Origin of the sequence: Paenibacillus sp. FSL R5-0766, assembly GCF_037971845.1 — a bacterium.
In the GTDB taxonomy this organism is placed as follows: Bacteria; Bacillota; Bacilli; order Paenibacillales; family Paenibacillaceae; genus Paenibacillus.
In genome coordinates this window covers 430,466-454,939 of the sequence record NZ_CP150227.1, presented here as the reverse complement: position 1 = coordinate 454,939, position 24,474 = coordinate 430,466, and the positions used below count along the sequence as shown (strand labels likewise).

Annotated in this window: 22 protein-coding genes; 9 read left to right on the top strand and 13 right to left on the bottom strand. The window is 47.0% G+C overall.

Annotated features, from left to right (window positions below):
• Positions 1-353: 353 nt before the first annotated feature.
• The gene (locus MKY66_RS02145; RefSeq protein WP_076216495.1) at positions 354-1,610 is read right to left on the bottom strand and encodes a DUF445 domain-containing protein; all 1,257 of its coding nucleotides are present in this window, start codon (positions 1,608-1,610) and stop codon (positions 354-356) included.
• Between the two features lie 333 nt (positions 1,611-1,943).
• On the opposite strand from MKY66_RS02145, the gene MKY66_RS02140 reads away from it, so the two are divergent.
• The 3 genes from MKY66_RS02140 (at position 1,944) to MKY66_RS02130 (ending at position 4,412) form a co-directional block, all read left to right on the top strand.
• Positions 1,944-2,771: an aldo/keto reductase gene (locus MKY66_RS02140; protein ID WP_076216497.1), complete on the top strand. Its 828-nt coding sequence runs from the start codon at positions 1,944-1,946 to the stop codon at positions 2,769-2,771.
• Between the two features lie 274 nt (positions 2,772-3,045).
• Positions 3,046-3,564 carry a sigma-70 family RNA polymerase sigma factor gene (locus MKY66_RS02135; protein ID WP_036616657.1) on the top strand — a complete coding sequence of 173 codons (519 nt, stop codon included), beginning with the start codon at positions 3,046-3,048 and terminating at the stop codon, positions 3,562-3,564.
• Complete coding sequence (locus tag MKY66_RS02130; RefSeq protein ID WP_076216499.1) at positions 3,561-4,412, top strand: hypothetical protein; 852 nt, start codon at positions 3,561-3,563, stop codon at positions 4,410-4,412. Before MKY66_RS02135 ends, MKY66_RS02130 begins: the two co-directional genes overlap by 4 nt.
• A gap of 152 nt (positions 4,413-4,564) precedes the next feature.
• Here MKY66_RS02130 and MKY66_RS02125 read toward each other — a convergent pair whose 3' ends face one another.
• Entirely contained in the window at positions 4,565-5,023 is a 459-nt protein-coding gene (locus MKY66_RS02125) for a cupin domain-containing protein (protein ID WP_076216501.1), read from the bottom strand.
• Between the two features lie 200 nt (positions 5,024-5,223).
• Here MKY66_RS02125 and MKY66_RS02120 point away from each other — a divergent pair, with 200 nt between their 5' ends.
• Positions 5,224-6,075 (top strand): AraC family transcriptional regulator, encoded by an 852-nt coding sequence (locus MKY66_RS02120; protein WP_076216503.1) that lies wholly within the window; start codon positions 5,224-5,226, stop codon positions 6,073-6,075.
• 154 nt (positions 6,076-6,229) lie between these two features.
• On the opposite strand, the gene MKY66_RS02115 is transcribed toward MKY66_RS02120, so the two are convergent.
• Positions 6,230-7,843 carry a glycoside hydrolase family 28 protein gene (locus tag MKY66_RS02115; protein WP_083657379.1) on the bottom strand — a complete coding sequence of 538 codons (1,614 nt, stop codon included), beginning with the start codon at positions 7,841-7,843 and terminating at the stop codon, positions 6,230-6,232.
• A 447-nt stretch (positions 7,844-8,290) separates the two neighbouring features.
• Between MKY66_RS02115 and MKY66_RS02110 the strand changes: the two genes are divergently transcribed.
• The 4 genes from MKY66_RS02110 (at position 8,291) to MKY66_RS02095 (ending at position 11,590) form a co-directional block, all read left to right on the top strand.
• Positions 8,291-9,019: an amino acid ABC transporter ATP-binding protein gene (locus MKY66_RS02110; RefSeq protein ID WP_051449904.1), complete on the top strand. Its 729-nt coding sequence runs from the start codon at positions 8,291-8,293 to the stop codon at positions 9,017-9,019.
• Positions 9,020-9,058: 39 nt separating this feature from the next.
• Positions 9,059-9,892 carry a transporter substrate-binding domain-containing protein gene (locus MKY66_RS02105; protein WP_076216505.1) on the top strand — a complete coding sequence of 278 codons (834 nt, stop codon included), beginning with the start codon at positions 9,059-9,061 and terminating at the stop codon, positions 9,890-9,892.
• Between the two features lie 101 nt (positions 9,893-9,993).
• Positions 9,994-10,716, top strand: a complete 723-nt coding sequence (locus tag MKY66_RS02100) for an amino acid ABC transporter permease (RefSeq protein ID WP_076216507.1) — start codon at positions 9,994-9,996, stop codon at positions 10,714-10,716.
• Positions 10,717-10,939: 223 nt separating this feature from the next.
• Entirely contained in the window at positions 10,940-11,590 is a 651-nt protein-coding gene (locus MKY66_RS02095) for an amino acid ABC transporter permease (protein ID WP_076216508.1), read from the top strand.
• A gap of 451 nt (positions 11,591-12,041) precedes the next feature.
• Here the strand turns inward: MKY66_RS02095 and MKY66_RS02090 are convergent, their stop codons facing one another.
• The 10 genes from MKY66_RS02090 to MKY66_RS02045 all read right to left on the bottom strand — a co-directional run bounded on the left by MKY66_RS02090 (position 12,042) and on the right by MKY66_RS02045 (position 22,892).
• The gene (locus MKY66_RS02090; RefSeq protein WP_143760397.1) at positions 12,042-13,379 is read right to left on the bottom strand and encodes an FAD-dependent oxidoreductase; all 1,338 of its coding nucleotides are present in this window, start codon (positions 13,377-13,379) and stop codon (positions 12,042-12,044) included.
• Between the two features lie 58 nt (positions 13,380-13,437).
• A complete protein-coding gene (locus tag MKY66_RS02085) occupies positions 13,438-14,292 on the bottom strand; it encodes a carbohydrate ABC transporter permease (protein ID WP_076216510.1) in 855 nt (284 codons plus the stop codon).
• The gene (locus MKY66_RS02080) at positions 14,276-15,190 is read right to left on the bottom strand and encodes a sugar ABC transporter permease (protein WP_076216512.1); all 915 of its coding nucleotides are present in this window, start codon (positions 15,188-15,190) and stop codon (positions 14,276-14,278) included. The genes MKY66_RS02085 and MKY66_RS02080 overlap by 17 nt, the downstream gene beginning before the upstream one ends.
• A 276-nt stretch (positions 15,191-15,466) precedes the next feature.
• On the bottom strand, positions 15,467-16,177 hold the full coding sequence (locus tag MKY66_RS02075; RefSeq protein WP_076216514.1) for a hypothetical protein: 711 nt from the start codon (positions 16,175-16,177) through the stop codon (positions 15,467-15,469).
• Between the two features lie 30 nt (positions 16,178-16,207).
• On the bottom strand, positions 16,208-17,503 hold the full coding sequence (locus MKY66_RS02070) for a sugar ABC transporter substrate-binding protein (protein ID WP_076216516.1): 1,296 nt from the start codon (positions 17,501-17,503) through the stop codon (positions 16,208-16,210).
• 103 nt (positions 17,504-17,606) lie between these two features.
• Complete coding sequence (locus tag MKY66_RS02065; protein ID WP_076216518.1) at positions 17,607-18,374, bottom strand: response regulator; 768 nt, start codon at positions 18,372-18,374, stop codon at positions 17,607-17,609.
• A 5-nt stretch (positions 18,375-18,379) separates the two neighbouring features.
• Positions 18,380-20,203 carry a sensor histidine kinase gene (locus tag MKY66_RS02060; protein WP_076216520.1) on the bottom strand — a complete coding sequence of 608 codons (1,824 nt, stop codon included), beginning with the start codon at positions 20,201-20,203 and terminating at the stop codon, positions 18,380-18,382.
• A gap of 241 nt (positions 20,204-20,444) precedes the next feature.
• A complete protein-coding gene (locus MKY66_RS02055; RefSeq protein ID WP_036616818.1) occupies positions 20,445-20,633 on the bottom strand; it encodes an aspartyl-phosphate phosphatase Spo0E family protein in 189 nt (62 codons plus the stop codon).
• Positions 20,634-20,943: 310 nt separating this feature from the next.
• The gene (locus MKY66_RS02050; protein WP_076216522.1) at positions 20,944-21,468 is read right to left on the bottom strand and encodes a pyruvate kinase; all 525 of its coding nucleotides are present in this window, start codon (positions 21,466-21,468) and stop codon (positions 20,944-20,946) included.
• 209 nt (positions 21,469-21,677) lie between these two features.
• Positions 21,678-22,892: a transcriptional regulator gene (locus MKY66_RS02045; protein ID WP_339806760.1), complete on the bottom strand. Its 1,215-nt coding sequence runs from the start codon at positions 22,890-22,892 to the stop codon at positions 21,678-21,680.
• A 435-nt stretch (positions 22,893-23,327) separates the two neighbouring features.
• On the opposite strand from MKY66_RS02045, the gene MKY66_RS02040 reads away from it, so the two are divergent.
• The gene (locus MKY66_RS02040) at positions 23,328-24,452 is read left to right on the top strand and encodes an LLM class flavin-dependent oxidoreductase (protein ID WP_076216526.1); all 1,125 of its coding nucleotides are present in this window, start codon (positions 23,328-23,330) and stop codon (positions 24,450-24,452) included.
• Positions 24,453-24,474: the final 22 nt, after the last annotated feature.

The following is a 24,474-nucleotide window of genomic DNA, read 5'->3' as shown; positions in this document are numbered from 1 at the left end:
GTTCTGACAACCTCCCAAAAATATAGTAAACACCATCATTAGTGTGAATAAACCCTTCAACCATCCTGCACGTTTAATACGGATCCCCCCTCATGGTAGAATCGAGGCATTCACTATATGTGAAGTACACCCTATTCATCTGTTACCTGCATCATAGTACAAAATCAACATGAGCCATATCGGCTAACAGGATCGTTTTCATGTAACTTTCTTCCTATATGATTCATATAGGACACTTTGGTGTACATTACCCACTTTCCTAATTCTTGTATCAAGTACATGATAATTTTCCCATCCACGACAAAAAGAGCCTGCTCTTCGAAAGAGCGGCCCTCCTTTTACATGATTTACTGTTATGCCAATGCCATCTGCAGCGCAGTCAGCGCAATCCCGATAACAAATCCGGTAACGGCTCCGTTGATCCGAATCCATTGCAGATCCTGTCCAACCTTATCCTCAATCATCGAAACCAAAGTGGCATTGTCCATTTTGTCCACATTTTCGCGTACCAGTTTACCGATTTTGGAATGGTTTTTCTCCAGCAGTGTTGTGACGCCATTTATAATCTTGGCATTCATGCCTGTCATCAACTCGTCATCTGCCCGCAGATCAACCAATACCCGCTCAATGGCAGGCAGTGCATACGTATCTACATACTGTCCATCTTCCATCGCGGCGAGCGCCTTGTCTCTCAGTTCGGTGAGTTTGTTCAGCACCGTTTCCTCTGCGTTCCAACCCTCCAGCATATTGTTCTTCCAATTGTTGATTCCATCTTGCATAGCCTCGCTCATTGCCAAACGCACCGTCTGGGTACGTACCATATCAAGCACCTTGTACCTTAGAGCGCTGCCTTCACGTTTCATATCCTCTACCCGATCGAAGAGATATCCTTGTAAAATGCCACCCAGACGCTCCTCGTTCATATAACCCAGGAACGCATTCATCGCAAACTGCATCAATCCGTTCATCTGAATGCCGCTGATGGCTTTCATCCCGCTTTCACCCAAAAACATGATCGTCTCGGGTTTAACCAGCCACTCCTCGGCTTGCTTCAGTCCGTAGTCCAGCGCTTTGGCGTCATAACCCCGCTCTGTCATCTGGTGGGCAGCCCGTTCCAGAATCGGACCCAGATCAAAGGCGCCCGCTTGTAACTTGATCTCACGTGCTACGAGCGGAGCAATCTGCTCTAACGGCAGACCCGCCAGAATTCGTTTGCAGAGCGTATCAATCATGATCTTGATCCCGTCACTGTGAAGCTCACGTGTCAACGTATCGAGCACCGTCTCTGCTGCTTTGAAATCTGCAATTTTCTCGGTAATGCTGTCTTTGTTGAGCAAGTTATTCTCTACTGCGGAGACCAGACCTTCCGTCATTTTATCACGATTTTTCGGCAGCAATGCCGTGTGTGGAATGGGAATGCCGAGCGGGTGACGGAATAATGCGGTAACGGCGAACCAGTCCGCAAGTCCACCCACGAGTCCCGCTTCAAATGATCCTACCAGCAACTTGCCCACAGGAGCGCCCTGGAACGGCAAGGATGCAGCAAATCCTGCTCCCATCACTACGAGAGACCAGGCAGCTGCTTTTTTGGTTTGTTTAGGTTTAGCCATTGTATTCTTGCTCCTTTATCGTTAGTCGTACGGTCTGGTCTGTACCCGATTCCGTACTTCGTCTGTTCTTATGTAAACTCTCCAATTACAAAGTCTTGACTTCCATATTTCGTATACTTCATCTTATCACCCACAAGCGTCAAAACCAAACCTCTGGTTGAAGAAAAAGGATAATAGCAGCGTTTACTTCGTAATATGGATCAATCCCTTTTCCAAGACCAGGCAGAGTTTAGTATAATCATTCAAGACGGCCCTTCGATATCGATTGGCTGCTGAACAGCAGGGTAATTACATAGTGGAACAATGAATCAATAAGAGGAGGAATTTCGGACCATGAAACACGTGCAGGACACAACCACGCTCTATAACGGAGTCAAAATGCCATGGCTGGGTTTTGGGGTATTCAAAGTTAAAGACGGAGACGAAGTCGTTCATGCTGTCAAAACAGCCATTCAAGCTGGTTATCGCAGCATCGATACAGCCAAAGCGTATAACAACGAAACAGGTGTCGCTCAGGGTATTCGTGAATCTGGAGTAGCTCGTGAGGATCTGTTCATTACCACGAAAGTATGGAATAGCGATCAGGGATATGAATCCACGCTAGCTGCCTTTGAAGCCAGCATGGAACGACTTGAACTGGAGTACCTGGATCTCTATCTCATCCACTGGCCGGTTAAGGGCAAGTACAAAGATACATGGCGAGCGCTGGAGAAACTCCATAAAGAAGGACGCATCCGGGCGATCGGTGTGAGCAACTTCCAGATTCACCATCTGGAAGACTTGATGATTGATGCCACGATCAAACCGGCAGTTAACCAGGTAGAGCTTCACCCACTATTGATTCAGTCAGAGCTTCGTGAGTACTGCAACAAACATCAGATTCAGATCGAAGCCTGGTCTCCGCTCGGACAAGGTCATCTGATGGATCATCCGTTGCTCCAAGATATCGCCTCCAAATACAGCAAATCCCCCGCACAAGTGATTCTGCGCTGGGATCTGCAGAATGGCATCGTGACTATACCGAAATCCGTCACCCCTGAGCGTATTCGCGCGAACGCCAATCTCTACGATTTTGAGTTAACTTCGGAAGAAATAGAGCAGATTAACGGCCTGAACGAGAACAAACGCTTTGGTTCCGATCCAGATAACTTTAACTTCTAATATAAGCAGATGAATTCGATTACACCCGCCTTCGATCTTGGAAGAGCGGGTGTTTTGGTATGTAATGTTATAGGCCAACTATTCGTTGTTAAGAATGGAGGCGAGGCTCTTTATGCTATTCAGGGTCGAAAGAAAAAAATTTTTTTGACCGTTTAGAACTATTTCTTCTCCTCACCAGTCTAACGAGTGTCAAGCGAACTCAAGTACTTATATAGAATCCAGGCCTGGAACGAGCGGTGACTTGAATATTTAGGTTGATCAGGGGGGATCAGGAGTGATTAGACTGAACCATAGAAAGACAAAAGAAGAACAGTTCAGCGAAAAAATAACAGAGATTCAAAATAAATTATATCGACTGGCATACTGCTATGTTAAAAATGAACAAGAAGCGCTGGATATCGTATCCGAAGCGGTCTATAAAGGGTTCATCGCTTATGGAAAGATGGAGTCCATGACTTATTTTGATTCCTGGATGTCACGAATTGTGATTAATACAGCGATAGATCATATTCGACGTAACCAGCGAGTGACCTATATGGAGGATCATGTGCAGGAGTTTGTGGCTCCAGAGCGAGGGGCGTCGCTGGAAGAGAAAATGGATCTATATGATGCACTGGACCGGCTTATCCCCGAGGAAAGAGCCTATATTATATTAAAATTCTTTGTGAATCTGCCTTTTCGAGAGATGGCTGAAGTGCTCTCCATACCGGAAAATACAGTTAAGTCCAAATTCTATCGTATTATCAAAAAATTAAAATTTTATTTGATTGAAGGAGAGGTTGAGAACGTATGACAGGAAAAGATCGTTACGAAAATATTGAAATCCCTGCTCAACTTAATGATGTTATTCATCATGCACAGAAAAGAGCCGCTGCTCGCAAGAGTTCATCTCGAATGATTCGTTATGCCTCAGTCATAGCGGCATGTGCTGCTTTTCTCTTCGTGGTGAACATCCCTTCCGTAGCAAACGCCATGTCCAAAATACCTGTGGTCGGAACGATTGTTCAGGTACTTCAATTTGGCGGTGGCGGCAAGATTACCGATGGAGTAACTGTCGGATCGGAAGCAACCGAAAATACGCTTAAAATCAATTTTAGCACCGACGAGCAAGCTCAGACTAATGATGCACCCCATTATAATGTGGTACACAAAGAAGCACCGAATCGTATCCTCTTCACTTTTAGCGGTGCACGTTACATGGATATAGAAAAAGTCAAAGCCGACTTCATGACCCAGCCTTTAGTGAAAGATGTTTATGCATCCATGATTTTAGACGACTCTTCCGTCGGATTCGTAGTTGTTTTAAAAGAAGGGGTACAGTATGCCGTAACGGAATTCAAGAACCCTGGATACCTGGAAGTGAAACTGACTTCCGACGGCAAACCGGTCACACCTTGGAAGGTATACTCTCTCCGCACAGAATCAATGCCTTTTGGAGAATCGATGGGTATAATTAAAGAATCCTATCCAGATGAGGATATCTCTTTCCTCAAAACGTCCACTGGTGAGTTTACAGCAGTTATTGGAGAATATCTTACCGCTGAAGAAGCTGAACAGAAGCTCAAAGAACTCGCTCAGCAACCGGATTATCATGAGGAGTTTTATGTGGACAGCTGGATGAGTAACGAGAATCCGAAGTGATTAGTCATTGCCAAAAGTGATGCTTATTCAAAAGGGAATGATCTATCCCTGAACTAGGCATAGACCTCAGCATACTTTATACGCTCAATCCAAAAAAATCCCGATTCGGATGCCTATGCACCTGGATCGGGATTTCGTGATAAAAGTTATACTTAACCTTTGGATACCAGCTTGAAATCATCAAAGTGGAAACCTGGTGCTACTACGCAAGTTACCAGTACAGGCTCATCGCCCAGTGGACGCGCTGTCTGCCATACGCCGGCAGGAACGAGCACCTGTGGTGATTGCCCCGCAGCAATATCCATCCCCAGAACAAGAACTTCCTCGTTCTCCGGGTTCTCCCCGTTGCCGCCCAGCTTCAGTTCAACCGGACTACCGCTGTGCCACAACCAAAGTTCATCGGACAGAACCGTATGCCACTCGGAGATTTCATGTGCATGCAGCAGGAAATATGTGGAACTTGCCGAGAATCTTGGGCCGGAGTATGTATCCGGCAGAACGGACTGTGGAATCTGATAAGATGCCTTCCATTCTTCCTTATACCAACCGCCTTCAACGTGAGGCTGCATATTGAGCGCAGCAACCAATGGCGATAATTCATGTGTCGTCATAACCTGTTTCCTTCCTTCCAAATCATATTGGAGACACTCCTTAACCAGAGTTTCGCCTCTCTCCCCCTACTCTAAAACATCATTCAAGTTTTGTCACCTTGACAGCACACGATTTCCAATGATAGCGTTTACAAAAAGATGGATTTTCCGTTATGATATGGATATCGTTGTTAATCCGTGAAGCAGAGGGGAGCTGTACCATGAGTCTCATAGAGGATCGGATTGGACCCAAATACCGAATCGGTGAACATTCATTTACCATTGAACATATGCGAAGACATGATGGGAATGGTATGCCACAACCTCACGCTCATCCATTCTACGAACTGTATTACTTGCTTGAAGGTGAACGAGTCTATTCCATGAATGGTCAGATTCTGTCCGCACGCAAGGGTGATTTCATTCTGATTAATCCACACGATGTACATACCACCTCCAAAGGAAGTATTCCCGGCTTCGAACGGATATTAATCGGTTTTTCTCCTGCTTTTGCAACGGGGATGGAACTTGGCATATGTGGTCTGCTGCCTTTTAATTGTTCAAGACTCCTTCGCCTGCCTGAAGCGGAACAGCCCGAGATGGAGCGTATATTGTGGCAGATGCTGCAAGAATGCAAAGAGCGACGCCCTCACTATGAAATCGCCGTAAGAAGTCTGCTTGCCCAACTTTTGATCCGAATTCATCGGGTAGAGGAGAACATCCGGCAGTCATGCCCCGTTCCCTTGCATCCGATGCAGGACAAAATCAGTGAAATTGTCACTTATGTGAATAAAAACTATACCGAACCACTTACGCTGGAGGGTGCAGCCAATCGTTTTTATATCAGTCCATCCTATCTGAGCCGAATGTTCAGCCGATTTACCGGATTTCGATTCAGCGAATACTTGCGTGTTGTCCGGGTCCGAGAGGCACAGCGAAGACTGCTTTCCACACAAGAGCGTGTACAAATGATCGCAGAGAAGGTAGGATTTGAGCATACGGCTCATTTTAACAAAACATTCAAACAGGTTACCGGTACAACACCGCTGCGCTATCGCAAGGAACACCGGTAAATCATCAGATAACTTCATATAAAAAAGCCTAGTGGGTAGCCTCGCTCCAGAGATTACGTACTCCTTATATCAAAAGGCATCACGATTACTGGATCTATGGCTACGCCACTGCGGCTGAGTTTGACCCACTTGTATAAACCTTATTACATAACTTTTACCTGCGAATGATCACACCACTTCGTACCTCGGGACCAACAGAGATCTGGCGACCTTCTGTGTCGGCATCACCTTCTCGGCAGACAATGCCTGCGGATTCGTGTCCTGTCACCATCAGAAGTCGGCCATCCGCACCTTTGCCCTGAATGCTCTCTAATTCTGCCCCTTTACACTGGTGCAAATGAACCAGCGGACCTTCGGTGATCTGCGCCTGCAATTCAGCGATATGCAGATGTTTCGCATGAGCACATTGGATACCACTGCGAGCTTGCACGTTGTAACGCTGGATGATCACCCCATCCAAAGGCAGTTCCGGCAATCCACTCACAAGCAACGCAGTGTCGGCACCGGCACAGACTACATCCGATATTCGAATATCCCGGAACACTGGCGTCTCTTCGCTAACCTCCTGAGATAGATCACTGCCCCGGGCAGACCCTTCCTGATTTGCATAGAAAAAGGAAAACGAGATGGCTTCCATAATGATATCTTTCATATATATGCGCTCAATCTGAATGTCCTCGACCACTCCGCCGCGCCCACGTGCGCTTTTGAAGCGAAGTCCAATGTCCGTTCCGATAAACGTACAATCCGATACTCGCACATGCCGCACACCACCGGACATTTCACTGCCAATGACAAACCCGCCATGACCGTGATACACCGTGCAATCCCGAATGGTGACGTACTCCGATGGCAGGCCAAGTTCACGGCCTTCGGCGTCTTTGCCTGATTTCAGACAGATCGCATCATCACCGACATCGAATACACTCTTCTCCACCACCACATGACGACAGGATTCAATGTCCAGCCCATCTCCATTCTGTGAGAACCACGGATTCCGCACACTCACGTTACGAATGGTGACATGCTCAGATGCCCAAGGGTGCAGATTCCATGCAGGCGAGTTCTGGAACGTTGGACCGTCCAGCAATACCCGTTTGCATCTCCGTAAACTAACCATGTTGGGACGTAAAAAGTCTCTGACTTTTTCATAAGCAGCAATATCACGTACCTGTTCTTGATGCAATTGATTCGCAATGGTGCCGCCTTCAAGTGCAGCCGTGCTAGGCCACCAGATTTCTTCATCTCCGCCGGATTGCTCTACAACACCACCGGAAGCGACTAATCGGTTCCATTGTGAAGTGGTCATTTTCGAACGTTTCACTGGTCGCCAAGCTTCACCGCCACCATCCCATATCCCCTTACCGGTAATCGCAATATCCTCCAATTGATCACCATCGATCGGGGATTGGCAACGTACCACCTGCCAGCCTTCGAAGCTTGATGCAATTAATGGGTATTGATCAAAATCTCGGCTAAATGTAACCAGTGCCCCTGCTTCCACATGTAGCTCGATCCGGCTGCGCATTACAATCGGACCTGTGAGCCATACCCCGGCAGGAATAACGATTCTACCACCTCCTGCTTCAGCACATGAAGCGATGGCAAGTCGGAACATCTCCGTATTATCTGTTACTCCGTCTCCAACAGCTCCATAGTCTGTAAGCTGAAAATCCTGAGCAGGAATGACAGGCAAATTGGCTTCATAAGCTCGAACATCGGACTGGGCACTTGCTCCTGTCGACATTGGGGAGTGATATGTATTCATCGTTCAGAATCATCCTCTCTACATGTAATGGAATGGTTATGGGATCAGACGGATGCTCTCTTGCTCCATCTTATCAATGGCATGACGTGTAGGGTTGATCTTTCTTGCCATGTACACGTGGAACTTGATGCTATTTGTTTTGTTAATCAGAGTCATAAATCAGACATCACTTTCAGTATACTCTATACAACTATTCCAAAGGTTGGAAAACAACTAGGAGAATAGATTCATTTTTCTGTCAGGATTCGTCACAAGGGATTTAATAACATGACAGATATATAACACATTTTCTGGCTATAGCCCTAGAGAACCCATTACTTATGTCATGTTTTATCACAAACCAATTGCCATAAGCAGGATGACTATGTATGATTAAATAACTAGTTTCAATTTATTCCTTATTATCCCTTTTACACACAGACGTTGCAGAAAGGATGGGGTGTACTCTTGATTGAATTTAGGGGTGTCCAGAAGCATTTCGGTCATTTTCATGTCCTCAAGGATATCCATCTTCACATTGAAGAAGGAGAGGTCGTCGTCATTATCGGACCTTCCGGCTCCGGCAAAAGCACATTACTCCGCTGTATTAACCGCCTGGAGACCATTACCGAAGGTGAACTTGTCGTCAGTGGGATTCCTCTACATCAGAAAAAGGTGGACATTAACCTCTTCCGCCGTGACATCGGCATGGTATTTCAACACTTCAATCTCTATCCTCACAAAAAAGTCATCGATAACATTACCCTTGCACCCATGAAGGTGCGCAAACAACCCAAAGAACAGGCAGCCGCAACGGCAATGAAGTATCTGACCCGGGTGGGCATTGCCGACAAAGCAGACAGTTATCCCTCCCAGTTGTCCGGTGGACAGCAACAACGGGTAGCCATCGCCAGAGGACTCGCCATGGAGCCCAAAATCATGCTTTTTGACGAACCTACCTCTGCTCTTGATCCAGAGATGATCGGGGAAGTCCTCGATGTTATGCGTTCCCTTGCCCATAATGGCATGACCATGGTCGTTGTTACCCATGAGATGGGATTCGCCCGCGAAGTTGCGGACCGGGTCATCTTCATGGACGAAGGCCGAATTGTAGAAGAGGCCAACGCTGCCGAATTTTTTGACAACCCCAGAGAAGAACGAGCACAGCAATTCCTGAGCCGTCTGATTCATCATTGAGAATAATCCAATATTCCATTTTGAAAGGGGTCTTTATTCATGAAGAAATTATTGAAATGGCCATCATTTATGCTCGTCCTCATTCTCTCCCTTGTATTGTCAGGTTGTAGCACAGGTACAGATACACCTTCAGCGAGCGGTGGTGGTGGTGACGCCGAGGCGAAAGGCACAATTGAGCGGATTAAGGAACGCGGCAAGCTTATTGCCGGTGTGAAATACGATACGAAACTGTTTGGCTTGAAAGATCCCGCAAGTGGCAACGTTGAAGGATTCGATATTGATATCGCAAAGGCACTCGCCAAACAGATCCTTGGAGATGAGACCAAGGTCGAACTGAAAGAGGTCACTTCCAAGACACGTATTCCCATGCTGCAAAATGGAGATATCGACATCATCATCGCCACGATGACAATTACGGATGAGCGTAAGGAACAGGTGGATTTCAGTGATGTTTATTTCGAGGCAGGTCAGTCCCTGCTGGTGAAAAACGACAGTGCAATTACCGGCTTGGAAAGCCTCAGTGGGGTGAAAGTGCTCGCGGTGAAAGGCTCCACATCCGCTCAGAATATTCGCGAGAAAGCCCCGGATGCTGAGGTGCTTGAATTCGATAACTATCAGGATGCATTCACTGCTCTCAAAGCAGGTAAAGGCGAAGCGCTGACCACAGATAACATCATCCTCATCGGTATGCAACAGACGGATAACAGCTTCCAATTGGTTGGTGGTAATTTCACAAGCGAACCTTATGGTATGGCCATTCGCAAAGGCGACACTGCCTTCGTGGAGGAAGTCAACACGCTGCTCAAAAGCATGAAAGACAGCGGGGAATATGACACATTACATGAGAAATGGCTGGGCGCGAAGCCCGAGTAACCCGAATTAAGATAGATAAACGGCGAATTCGTCTGTTAGATGCGAAGCATGAGCAGACGTAATCGCCGTTTCTACATCTGGAGAACGGAGGCTTCGCCTATATGGGCACATTGGATTTCAGCGTACTAATGCGACACTCGGATCGTTTTCTGGAAGGGTTCCTGAATACCATTCAAGTGAGCATTATGGCTCTCATTGGCAGCTTTATCCTTGGCGCGATCCTGGCTATCTTTCGGATATCCCCTGTGAAACCGCTGAACTGGATTGGCACGGCTTTTGTGGAATTTATCCGAAACATCCCATTGCTGTTGGTTGTGTTTTTCTTCTATCTTGGACTGCCTGCACTAGGCATCTCGCTGGATGGATTTGTCTCCGGTACTCTGGGTCTGACCATCTACACCGCCGCTTTCATTGCCGAAGCGATCCGAGCGGGCATTCAGACCGTGCCGCGTGGACAACTGGAAGCAGCAAGATCCTCCGGCTTGTCCTATGTACAGGCCATGAACCTGATCATTCTGCCCCAGGCCATCAAGATTGTACTGCCGTCCATTGGCAACCAGTTCATCAATTTGGTCAAAAACTCATCCATTCTTGCCGTTGTCGCCGGTATGGATCTTATGTATTTTGCCGACTTGGTTAACTCGGATACATTCCAGCCGCTAAGTGTGTACACCATTGTTGCGCTGTTCTATCTGGTGCTGACACTACCACTCAGCTTCCTGGTGCATTATATGGAGCGCAGGTTTGGACAGAGCGATGCAGAGGAGCGCAACACGAAGGGCAAACCGAAAAAGAACAAACCGGCAGGTCAGGTCACCATGTAACAGATCGACTTGTACCTGCACAGATTTTTAGGGAGATATATCAGCTTGTCCAAGTGGTTTAAATGAGTACTGGATCGTCTGTGTTTTACTGGCATTGGTGATCATGTCACAGTGCATATTGTAATTCACTGCTACAGTGCTTGAGTTGCTTTATACACAGTCCATGCCCCATCTATTGATCTTCGATATTCCATTCCTGCATACAGAAGGAGGCTAATAAAATATGGACTTTAGCGGGGCCTATGCGTGGCCCAACCTTCGTTTCCTGCTCCACGGATTCCTGATCACCCTGCAGGTAGCAGGGCTATCCATTATACTCAGCTTTGTGCTCGGCACCTTGTTGGGTACAATCCGGTTTACCCGTATCCCTGTTCTGTCACAGATCGTGGCAGTGATCGTGGATACGATCCGGAATCTGCCGCTGCTGCTCATCATTTTCTTCATCCACATGGTACTTCCACAGCTCGGGATTAAAATGTCCGTCTTCTGGTCCACGGTCGTTGGACTGAGTCTGTTTGAAGGCGCGATGATCGCCGAGATCGTCCGTAGCGGTCTGAAGTCCGTTGAGCGCGGTCAAGTAGAAGCCGCCCGCTCCTCGGGCCTCAGCTACATGCAGACACTCGGTGGCATCATCATGCCACAGGCGCTACGTCGCATGTCCCCGCCGATGGTCAGCCAGTTCATCTCACTCCTGAAGGATACTTCACTGGCGATCATCATCTCTCTGCCGGAGTTGATGCACAACGTGCAGATCCTTGGCGGTCAAAGTTTCGATTACATTATCCCGGCCCTGCTGCTCGCAGCCGTACTGTATTTTGCCATCAACTACGCGCTGTCCATTGTCGCAAGGCGACTTGAGGCACGGATGAATTGATAATTGGAGGGAATAAGGCATGAAAGAACACGAAACATGAAGGAAATAATCTAATAGATGAAAAGAATGAAAGCGCCCCAAAGACTCTAAACCCACCTATGCAGTGGATATGGAGTCTTTGGGGCTACAGTTACGCTCATCAATTCACGAGCTTCCCACCAATTTCTAACGAACTGAGGGAAGCTTATTTAGCCTTTTTCGGGACATTTCCTAATCTAACGAATCGTAGACGCTCTATTCTTCCGATTCACCCCACTTTTAACCCCTATTAGAGGGTTTTGAGCAGAATAGCTTCACTGAGATTCGTTACATTTTTCATTTCAGCTTATATCCCTGAATTAGACGTCTCAGGTTCGTTAAACCTTACGCTACCGCGAATTAGATAAAACACCCACTCCCACTATTAATGATTCACCCGATTCGCCCAATTCGTCCACAATCAACTCATCCGCTAGATCGCCGCTCCGTTGTGACGTAATTCCGCCTGTAACAGCGCGATCGGCAGTTCCACCGGGTCCAGCATCATCTTCACTGTTAGTGCAGCCGCTGTCCCTGCCGCCTCCCCGGTAGCCATACAGCTTGGAGTCAACCTTGTCGTTGCATGCGCCTCATGTGTGGTGGAGATGCAGCGTCCTGCCGCCAGCAGATTGCGGATATTGCGAGAGATCAGACAGCGATACGGAATATCGTACGCCCCATCTCCTTCTATAAAGGCAGCCACAACGCCTTGACCCGAAGGGTCATGAATATCAATCGGATAACCACTTCTGGCAATTACATCGTCAAATTTCCGTCCTGCAACCACATCCACCTGGGTCAAAGCGTAATGACCTATAATCCGCCTGGATTCACGGATACCAATCTGCGGCGCTACCGCCGAGATCGAAGCCCGTTCGAATCCAGGCACATCACGCTGCAAAAACTCAGCAATCATCAGCACCTGCTTCCGGCCTTCCTGTTCCGCAGAGGTCAGATCCTCGGCATCTGTCGCATCGAGCCCCTGCACTCGGGTACAATTAATCAGCACTTCATCCTCTGCCGGTCCGGTAAAAAACAACACCTGATCGCGATTAATCGGCACACCTGCTTTTTTCCACTGGGAATAGAAACCACTCACCCCGGTTAACGGAATGCTGTCCAGTTCAGCAAAAGGAGTTTTCACATAGAAATCCTCCGGGTGCTCCAGCATGTATTGTTTCACTCGTCCAAGATCGACACCACGCATGCGGAATTTCATGGTCATCGGCTGTGACTGATGATCCCCGTCTCGTCCTTTTGCCACAGAAGCACCCGCAAGATAAGCCAGGTCCGCATCCCCGCTTGAATCCACAAATACATTCGCCTGGAATTCCATTCTTCCAGATTTGTTGGTCACTCGCACCGCTTCCACCCGATCCTCTACAACGACCACCTCGTCCACAAAGCTGTGCAATAACAGCCGGACACCAACCTCCTGCAACATCTCTGCTGCAATCACCTGAAAGATGGCTGGATGGTACGGCGTGACGGTATGCACAAACCCAACCGTATCACGCAGATGCCCCGGGGAGCCGCCACGTGCCTGCAATCGATCCACAATCTCCTGCGCAATACCTTTAATAACCTGCTCACCGCGCTCCGTATGGAAAGTCATCCAGGGATAAACCATAGCAGCAGTTGACATCCCGCCAACGAATCCATATCGCTCCACCAACACTGTTCGTATACCCTGTCGTCCAGCCGCAATGGCTGCCGCTATACCCGCAGGGCCCCCTCCCACAATAACGACATCTGCTTCTTCCTTTTTCATGCTCATCCGTTCACGCAAATGTTGTCCCTCCTTCGTTCTATTGCACGTATTACACGGCTTACTCTTTCAGTCCCGTCATGGCAACCCCCTCAATGAAGCGCCGTTGTGCCAGGAAAAAAACAATTAACAGTGGCAAGGTTGCCATGACGGTGGCACTCATCAGATATTGCCATGCTGTACCTACTTCATCTGTAAACAAAGACAAACCCAATGGCAGTGTCATCAGCTCACGCGAGTTAATGAATATCAACGGATCAAAAAACTCATTCCAGATCGTCACAAACGTAAAGATCGTCAGCGTAGCCATACCCGGCTTGGCAATGGGCAGCATAATTCGCGCATATATCCGGAATCGGTTGCAACCATCAATCATCGCCGCTTCCTCCAGTTCCGTTGGCACCGTAATGAAGAACTGCCGCATCACAAAGATGCCAAACACACCACCCGCGCCAAAGATCGGCAATAATATCAGCGGAAGATGGGTATCAATCCACCCCAGCTGCCGCATGAACAGAAACATCGGAATCGCTGTCACCTCATGGGGAATCATCATCGCACTCAGCAGGATGAGAAATACCACATTACGTCCCTTAAACGGAATTTTGGCGAATGCATAGCCGGCGAGAGAGGCAAAAAATACTGTTCCCAGCACAACCAACGCAGAAATGTAGATACTGTTCCAATAAAAACGGTGAAACGGAATCAATCGAAAGACATCGATGTAGTTCTGAAATCGGAATGGTTCCGGTATCCACTGCGGTGGATAGGTGAATATGCTCTGGGGTTCCTTGAATGATGTCGATATCATCCAGATAAATGGCACAATCATAATGAGCGAAATCAGGGTCAGCAACAAATACGTCCCCAGAGTACTTCCTATCTTCCGCCCCGAAGGACTAGGCATCGCCTTCATTGAATACCCACCTCTTTCGGAGCTGCCATTGCAGCAGCGTCAGAATTAGCACGATAAAGAACAGTACATATGCGAGAGCAGAAGCATAGCCAAACTGAAATAATTTGAATGCTTTTTCCCAGATATAATAAACCAATACCTTGGTGCTGTTGCTCGGCCCGCCCTGTGTCATCACATAGATCTGCCCGAATACTTTGAGTGAACCAATCACGGTCATGACTACAGTCAAAAATACGGTTGGCGTGATCATGGGCAGCGTGACGTGAAAGAAGGTTCCCCTCTTGCCCGCCCCGTCTAATGTTGCCGCTTCATACAGTGAACGCGGTACCTGCTGAATGGCTGCAATGAACAGCACCATATTCAGACCGACATTTTTCAGCACACTTGTCACAATCACCGCAGGCATCGCCAGATCCTGATTGTAAAGCCAGGCCGGACCCTTAATGCCCAGCATCAACAGAAGCTGATTAATCAATCCAGACTCTGTCGCATACATCAGCTTCCACACGATGGCCCATACGATCAACGAGGTCATGACCGGAACAAAGATCGCTGTTCGGAAAATTCCGATGCCCCGCAGATTTCTGGATAGCAGCAACGCGAGCAGCAGAGCGAGCACAATATTAAGCGGCACCAGCCCCACTGTGAAATAGATCGTATTGGCAAGCACTTTCCAGAACATCGCGTCTGTCATAATATTCCGGTAATTCTCCAATCCAATAAAATGATGATCCCCCAGCAGCGGCCAATCGGTCAGGCTCATGTATAACGCGAGACCCATGGGAAACAACAGCAACAGGGTAAACCCAAGCACCATCGGCGATACAAACAGCCAACCTGCGATCTGGGCCTCTCTGGCGAGCGGCCCCCCTCTTTTGCGTTTGCGTGAATGGGTCAATCAGGCCTCCCCCTTTTAATAAAATTTCCTCCGAAGCTGAACTCTGTGACGATTCTATATAAGGTGAACTATACATTTACACAAGAACGTAGATGACAGAAAAAACCTGAAGAAGCGAAGTGGTCGCCTAAAAGCTTTCTGGAAGAAAGCTGCATCGGAAGCATATGCTTATCCCCGGATTTCCCCTTTATATATGGGATTCAAAAAAAATCTGGGGATAACAGCGATCGGAAGGTTGTTCTGGCATCGGAGTGGCAAGTGTAAATATTCTTTAGTTCAACTTATATAGTCCGAACGGTTCAGACTGTCCACCGCATTGCGGAACCCGTTCACAGCCCTTCGCAGCTGTTCTTCCGTGTTGCCTGTCACGACCGCCCCAAGCATGATCGCCTTGACCCCGGTATCGCACAACACCCGAACATCCTCCGGTACCAGCTTTCGCTGGGAAGGAACCAATACCGGTACCTGGGCCTGCAAAACCAGACGGCGATACTTAAGCACATCCGCGAAGCTTAGCGGTGTACCATATTCTTTTCCAGGTACAATGGATGCCTCCAGAGCGGTGAAGCCGAAGTAAGATGCCGATGTTACGAGGGAAGCATCATATTCCTCATTGATCGCAAACGTTGGGTCCAGCCCTAAGTCATTCAACATGAAGGATGGCAAGTGATGTGCATAGATGGAATAGAAGTCAAAACCCAGCCCGGAAAGCCCCTCCACATCCTCCCTTTGTGCTCCATCTATACTGCCAGAAGGTACGACCCCAAACGGACCACCAAACTCACTGCGGATCGCCCGAAACACCTCGGCATACATGTCCAATGGACCAAAATGATTCCCGCTGGCGCGATGACCGACATTATAATGTACCTTCAGTGCATCAGCGCCCTCTTCCATGGCTGCCCGAGCCAAAGCAATATCATTCTCAGGCAGGCTGACCACCAGCGACAGCGGTTTCTGTTCAAGTAATTCTTTGAATTTCCCCATTGTTCTCACCTCCGGTTTCGATCAAATGATTTAGGGTTGTAACACACTTTGGATCTCTTCCTGCATTTGTTTCAGGTTATCCTCAGCTGTCGCTGTCTTTGCAAACAGTCGGTCAAATCCCTGCAATACCGCATTGTCGATATCCTGCCAACGGATATGACCGGGGATTAAGCGCGCTTTTGGCATTTCATCAATGACCGCCTGCACGATATGCTCTTTGCTCGGATTATTCGGCTGAAGAATGAATGCATCTGAGTTCAGAACAGAGGTACGCGGAGGCACAAAGTAGGTGGCTGTCGCCTGAATCCCCTGCTCACTGGCAAAATACTTCAACAGCTTCTTCGTTTCCTCTGGATGTTTGCTGTCGTTGAACATGGCATATCCGGCCTGCCCCAGCATCGGCACACTGCCTTGAGAACCGGAAGGCATAGGAGCGATGCTCCATTCAAAATCCGTAATCTCCCTTGCTTTGGAAACATAGCTGTAATTATCAAAGAACATGCCCACATTACCCGCATCAAAGCTGACCTGTTCGCCCGCCTTCGGGTGTGATTCATCGGTGAACATCATGCGTTCCAGCAATTCAAAGGTCTGTACACCATAGGCATCGTTCCAGGTGAACGTTGTCATGCCTTCGTCGAATGGACCGCTTCCATTCGACCAGGAGTAGGAGGATAGCACCGCCCAGGTCTTCCAGTCGCGAAAAAAGTTGGCACCATAGACTCGGTTGGTCACATCCTTGCTGGTAATGGCTTTGGCGGACTCTTCGAACTGTTCCCATGTCCATTTTCCTTGGGTGGCAAGTGAGTTTGGATCAGTCAGACCGGCTTGGTCAAACAGCGTTTTATTGTAAAACATGACCACCGGAGGTGTAGAAAAAGGTAGCCCCAGTAGTTGGTCGCCATCACGGAACAAATCCAATGTACTTGGAATATAATCATCCAGCTTAAACTGTGCATCATCCTTGAACTCGGATACATCGGCCAGAATGTGGTTGGACTTGAATTGTGGCACCATTCGCTCCGATACCCAGGCGAGATCGGGAAGAGAGCCTCCGGCGGCAAGCACCGAAATTTTTTGCTGGTATTCTGCGAAAGGTACGGATTCCATTGTTACTTTGATGCCTGGATTTTCCTTCGTGAAGTCAGCGATCAGCTTGTTGTATACATCCATATGCGCCTGATTGCCCCACATCATGAACTTCAGCTCGACCTCCCCATTCTCTCCGCTTGAACTGCCAGATTCACTGCCGGAATTGGAGTTTGTGCACGCGATTGAAGCCATCATCATAAGTACAAGCATCAGAATCAGTCCTGCTTTTTTCATGGAAATCCCCCTTATGGACATCGTGGTATACAGGTGCAACCAAAGTATAACGAAAGCATCGTTCCCCCTTAAATCACGTCAACTACAGAAATGGTATGGTTTTTCAAGAGATACTGAATCGGTCTCGATATTCTCCTGCGGTCCATCCCACCTGCTGCTTGAACACCAGCATGAAGTGTTTCGGGCTCTGATGCCCGGATAACCGTGCCACATCATAGATTTTGAGACCCGTGTTGATCAGCAACCACTTGGCCCGCTCCATACGTGCCTCCGTGATGTATTCGGAATAATTGATGCCTATTTCGTTCTTGAACAACTGGCTTAAATAAGTAGGGTTCAAGTTAACGAGGTCTGCTATCGTCTGAAGTCGCAGATCTCCATCAGGATGTTGCTTGATGTGCTCCTTCACATCTCGAATAATCTTCCGTGTATCTCCACCAGCGTGTTCTGCTCTCCCAGATGGCTCCGGGATAGAAAGGGTTGAAATACCGTATCTGCGATCCAGCAGCAACTGAATCTTTTGTATGCATAATGCCAGTTCATAACGATCGATTGGCTTCAACAGGTAGTTCAACACCCCAAACTCCATTGCTCTGCGTGCATATTCAAATTCGCCGTAGCCGCTAATGATGAGTATTAACAATTCAGGGTACATGTCTCTTGCTTTGCTTACCAAAGTTAGTCCGTCCATTTCACGCATGCGGATATCCGTGATTAACACGTCCGGCACCTCACATCTCAGAAAATCGAGTGCCTCGGTACCGCTCGACGCTTCGCCCGTTACCTGAAACTGAGAAGACACTTGTACGATCAGCTCCCTCAGTCCCTGACGGATGACCGTCTCATCCTCTACAAGCAATACTTTATACATGCGCTTCAATCCCCTTTCGGTAGAAGTTGAATGGATATCGTGACCACCAGGCCCTGCCCGGGACTTCCATCAATGCTTAGGCTGCCGCCTTCTCCATACATGAGGCGAATCCTCTGGGCGATATTGTTAAGCCCCAGACTGTCCCCGGCATGGCAACGTAATGCCTCATTGGAAGGCTGTTTTGATATGGACTCATTTAACTCGTCAATCTTTATCTGAGCCATACCCTTACCGTTGTCTCGCACACTAATCAGCAGCTCATGGTCGAATTTCAAGGCAGATACCCAGATTACTCCTCCATTTTCCTGCCCTTCAATGCCGTGGTAGACTGCATTCTCCACCAGCGGTTGCAGTACCAGCTTGGGAATCAAATACTCCGTTATTGCTTCTTCGATGTCATAGATAATCTCTAACTTGCCGTCGTAACGTACCTGCTGAATGCGTACATAGGATTGTACAAAAGCAAGTTCTTCTCCAAGTGGAACCATCCGGTCCACCTTATCAATCGTATAGCGCAGCAGCTTGCCAAGCGCCGTCACCATGTCCGACACCTCAGCATGCTTCTGGCGAATGGCCATCATGTTAATGGACTCCAGCGTGTTGTATATAAAATGGGGATTCATCTGGCTTTGTAACGCTGACAACTCTGCCTCCCGCTCTTGAATGCCCAGCAGAAACACCTCATTGAACAGTCGATGAATCTCTTCCATCATTCGGTTAAAGCCCCGGCTAATCTGTCCGAATTCATCACTGCTGAAGTGTGATACACGCTGGCTAAAATCTCCCTGCTCCACCCGAATCATGTGGTGCTTCAGTCGAATCAGCGGCCGGGTAATACGATAGGATAACAGAACCGCCAGAATCGCTATACCCGCCATACATAACACTGCGAACCATATTGTAAAGGTGAGCATCTCACCCGACTCCTTTTGAATCACAGCAATAGGTGTAAGACTGATCACCGAAAGCCCAGAATAGCTGGAATGGTGTTGTACATAGAGATAGGGCTGCCCATCCAGAACAACTTTTTGGTTTCCTGCATAGCTTTGAAGCTGTCCCTGCATTAGCAACTGGTCGTACGCAGACATTCCTCCGGTTGAGGTCCGTTCGAACAGCAGACGCTGTTTGCTGTCTACAATCATCAGGCTTGCATCTTGCTCATAATTCAGATTGGATAACAGTTGACCGAAGGCCTCCAGCCGGATATCAATCAGAATGTAACCCAGTCGCTGGAGCGTACCCGGATCTCGAAGCACTCTGCCCACCGATATATACGATTCTTGCTGACCACCCGTGTAATAGCTGGGATGATGCGGAGGAAGCAGGCGCCATGTCCCTTCCGAATCTTCAAGCTCTGCAAACCAATCATCCTGCCTGCTGTCCCATACCGGCTTGACCGCCAGTGAATCGAGATTGGAGAACAAAATACCGCTGTTGCTGATCAGATGAATTCCCCGAATCTCGGGCCGGTCATAAGCTTGACCCGATGTGTAAAGATTCATTTTCAGATAATCCTCAGACCTCGCCCATGTTCCCGACCCCATTGAAGCGTTGTATTTGCCCAGAATGCCAAGCACCATCTGATCGTAAAGCGGCAAGAGCGACAACCGCTCATAGTCCTTCAGCAGCCGATTCAGATTGGCGTTAATCTGGCGAACCAGTTCAATGGTGAACTGCTCGGTCTTGCGATCCATCGTCTTCGAGAAATGCTTGTAGTTCATCAATCCCTGCAAACTTAGCGGCAGCAACGTCAGCGCCAGGAACAACAGGAGCAACTTGGTGCGCAGGTTTACATTTTTTCCAAAAAAAATGCGTACCTTGTCTATCATTTCCGTTCATCCCTCCCTCTCCCGATCATTGTATGAGCCCCTTCACAGATCAATCTGGATATAACTGGGGTCATCATATCCAGTTTTAATGATCATCCGCTATCCTGCCAATCCTGGAATTGGTACGGAATTTCAAGTTATCCGCATAGGTTTCAGGGTGAACGCAAAAAAGCCGACTGTATCGCTACAGTCGACTACGCTATTTCTATAGAACACTAATTAGACAAAAAAACCGACTGCATTATGCAATCGGTTGTCTGTTCCTGAGATGGCTTTTATATTTGAATCGATTATATTCATTAATAAGCTCGTCCAGTACCATGGACTGTCGGAGGACTTTGTTGTCCTGCATGCCATGATTCTCCGCCAAACGACTCAACTCTTGCCTGTTCCGTTCGATTTTATCTGTGATCTGTACCGGTTCACTCACAGCATGCACCCCCTCTTTGTATAACATTTTAGGATACATTGCCAAAAAATTCATATTATATTCCTTTGCAGAATAAAATATTTATTTACATAGAGATACTTTCAACATCAAGCAATTTGCATAGAGAGTTGACGTCTCTTCTTTTCTACAAGATGTGGGCAAAGAAAATTATAACATGTCTACATATCGTATTCGAGAATACGCGAATCCTTTACCGTTAAAGTGCGTTATGGACATATTATCCATTTTACCCTAAGTATCTCTTGGACCTTTCTCTCGCGAGAAATTAATAAATTTATCGAAAAGTAATCTATTTGTATAGATAATTTTCATCACCGTTCTGCATACCAAAATAACGAAGTCTGTAGCCCTCTCGATAACGAGCACGCAATAGATTAATGAAAGAGTCATTCTCAAACTCAATGTAACCTGTTAAATAGAGTAGGATCAGATATTCCTCAAAACATTGATTGCCAAGAATCATCTCACTCTCTACCATCCCATAAAATACATCGATTTCAAGAGTTAATAGAAGAGAAAATCCTCGCACAGTGGAATTGATTATCCATGCAAATTCCAGCGGCTCATGGATATCTTCATCCTTGTTCAGGCTAATTAATTGCTTGGTTCCCCTCTCATCCTTAAATACATAAGCTGCAACCGCCTGATCAAATCCCGCATGAGGGTCGTTGCGCAAGTCGGAAAACTCTTCTAAATCTACCTTCTCAGCGTAGTATTTCTTGGTTAGTCGATCATGAATTTGCTCTAAAGTGAATGGATTAGGGATGTTTAACGTTATATATTTGTCGTAAAGCTTCTGAATATCAATCTGCAATGATAAATCCTCTTTTCGTTATGGATGATCTAATGGATAGTACAAATAAGCGCCCCATCTCCATATCCCGGAAATAAGACGCATGTTAATGAAAGAATTTAATATATCTTAGCTGTTATATTCTCCCAACACCATGAGAAGTACCCATTATTTGTATGATTTCATTACTATTAAAATTAGCTAAATCAATTACATTAATAATCATAATACTAAGCAAGATTATATAGTATATTTTCCTTTTTCTCATAAGCTTTCTGAACCTCCATCATTATAATTTTGTACTGATGCTCGATTTCAGTGGTGCCCATGTTTTTGTACTTCTCATACAAGGAAATACAGTGAATGATATCTGTTTGATTGTTAAATCGTACAGACTCTCTCAGACAGTGTATAAGTTGCTTCAAACCCTCTTGATATTCATAACGATTTAAGTGATAGAGAGAACGTTCTAACAAAAATGCAGCATAAACTTCATTTTTCATCTGTTCAGTGTATCCTTCTAAACAGTTAATTTCCGAATTAATTCTATCGCTGAACTTATACAAAATATCATCAATATTTTGATCAAATTTATTAGCTGCCTCCAAAATATTAATGATTGCAGGTAAAATTTCCTCTTCATTCTTTTCAATAAATTCTATATAAGCAGGTAAAACAGTGTGGTCACCCATCATTAATTTATATAAATAAGTATTGGCTTCCGCCCATCCAGCAAATTTATCAATAAATAATTGATCTTCTTCATCCAGTCCAGAGACTTTAGAAAGTTTGGCATAGAGCTCTGTATAGACTAAAGCCTCTTCATACCGCCCCTGCTTCTCACATACCGATGATTTAAGTAAATTTGAATAAGCTCTATATACAAACAAAGGATAGGCGGTAAGTCTATCACTTTTGTCTATTTTTTTCTTTGTATATGACTGCAAAATTTTCGTTTTCTGATCTAATTCTTCAGCCAAATTAAATACCTTTTCCCAATATCGAAGAGACGCATACGTATTCGCCAAATCCTTAATCGCATCCAGTTGCCGTTCCTCATCCAGCCGATTAATATATGGTTCAAAATGAACGGCTGCACGAAGATTCTCATGCTGGTCCTGACCGAGAGATAACGTGAAGATGCGATACTGGCACAGAGCCAGACGTTCCGAGTGTTGGTATTTCTCACACTCCGCCACACATTCGTACAACATCCGTGCAGCCTTCGTCTGTCCACGTTCAAGCATGCCTTCCGCCATCTCGAACAACTCCGAGATATACGAGCGATCATCCGTCACTTCCTGGATAACCTTATGAATACATTCCAGCTTGTCCAATTCAGCACAGCGTTGCAGGAAAGGTTCCAGTCTCCTCCAATGAGGTGCCGATTCCACGAAACATTCAGCCCCATAAATCTCGTAGAAATACCCCTCTTCCAGCTTCATGCCTTGGGTAATCAGATCCAGTTGCGCCATAGCGATGGGCCGAGTCCCCTTAATAATTGCGCTAAGCGTTCCAGCGTTAACTCCCGATATATCGGCAAAATACTGCAGGGTGTACCCCTGTTTCCTGATGTAGTCCTCAATATATGAGCGTATCGTAGTTGTAGGTTCCATGTATCCCACCTCCACAATGAAAATCCATAATTTTGAATTTATATGATAAGCACAATTTTAATCCTAAATTTTACAGCGGTCAATAAAAATCGTGGCAATTTCCTTCACATTTATGCAAGGAGGCCTCGCTGTTCCTGCTTATAGAAAAAATCCATTAGAAGAATCCGTGAGAACGTGATACATTTAATCCAACTTACATATCCTACTATTTCAATAGGATTATACGACACAGGTACTATCAATTCAGTTCGAGGAGAAGGTCAGATGAAATTTGCCTTGTTTAGTCTCATGATGAATCTGCCTAACGCCGTAACCGGGGAAGCTCTGACAACTCAGCAGAAATTCCACAATATATTAGAGCAGGCAAAGCTGGCTGAACGACTGGGATTCGATGCCTATGGAATCGGTGAACGACACGGTGCGCCTTTTCTATCTTCCTCGCCACCTGTCGTATTAACCGCAATAGCCGCAGCAACCACACGCATTCGGTTACTAACCACCGTCACTGTGCTTAGTATACTTGATCCAGTCCGGGTTGCCGAGGATTATGCCACGTTGGATCAATTATCGGGCGGACGGCTGGAGATGATCATCGGGAAAGGCAATGACCCTCGGCACTATCCGCTGTTCGGCATACGCGAAGAGGAACAGTGGGACTCACTCGATGAACGCTACCATCTGCTAAAACGGCTGTGGTCTGAAGAGAATGTAACCTGGCAGGGAACATATCGCCCTCCGCTTGATGGAGTGACCACGTGGCCCAGGCCGCTTCAGCAATCCATCCCCATCTGGCATGGTAGCGCGTCGAGCACGGTCTCGACCGAACTCGCTGCCAAATATGGCGAGCCGCTCTTTACGTCGAATTCTTTTCACCCGCAAGCCAAATACAAAGCGTTGATTGATCATTATCGGGAGCGCCTCGATTATTATGGTCATGATCCGCAGCAAGCAGTGATTGGCTCTGGTGCTGGCAGTCTCTATCTTGCGGATACGGGTGGAGAAGCCATTCGCCGCTATAAGCCATATTATGAAGCGTTCCATGCCACTGCCGCCGCACAGCATAACCAGTCGCCCTTCACCAATCTGGAAGATAACATTGCACGAGGTCCCGCTTTAATCGGCAGTTCGGAGCAGGTCATTGAGAAAATTCTGGACTATCATGCCGCTTACGGACATCAGGTGCTGAGTATCAGCGTAGATGGACTGACCCATAGCGAGCAGTTGGAGCAAGTAGAGCGTTTTGCCAAGGAAGTTGCCCCTGTATTACGCCGCGAACTGCCCAGTTCGGTATGGAATGAACCCCCGGTGTTAACCCAGCACTCATCCTTCCTTTCCTCTAATGCTACAGATTCGTGGCCCACAGCCATCTCACCTATATTCCAGGTCTAACAATCTCCCACGTACAACATAC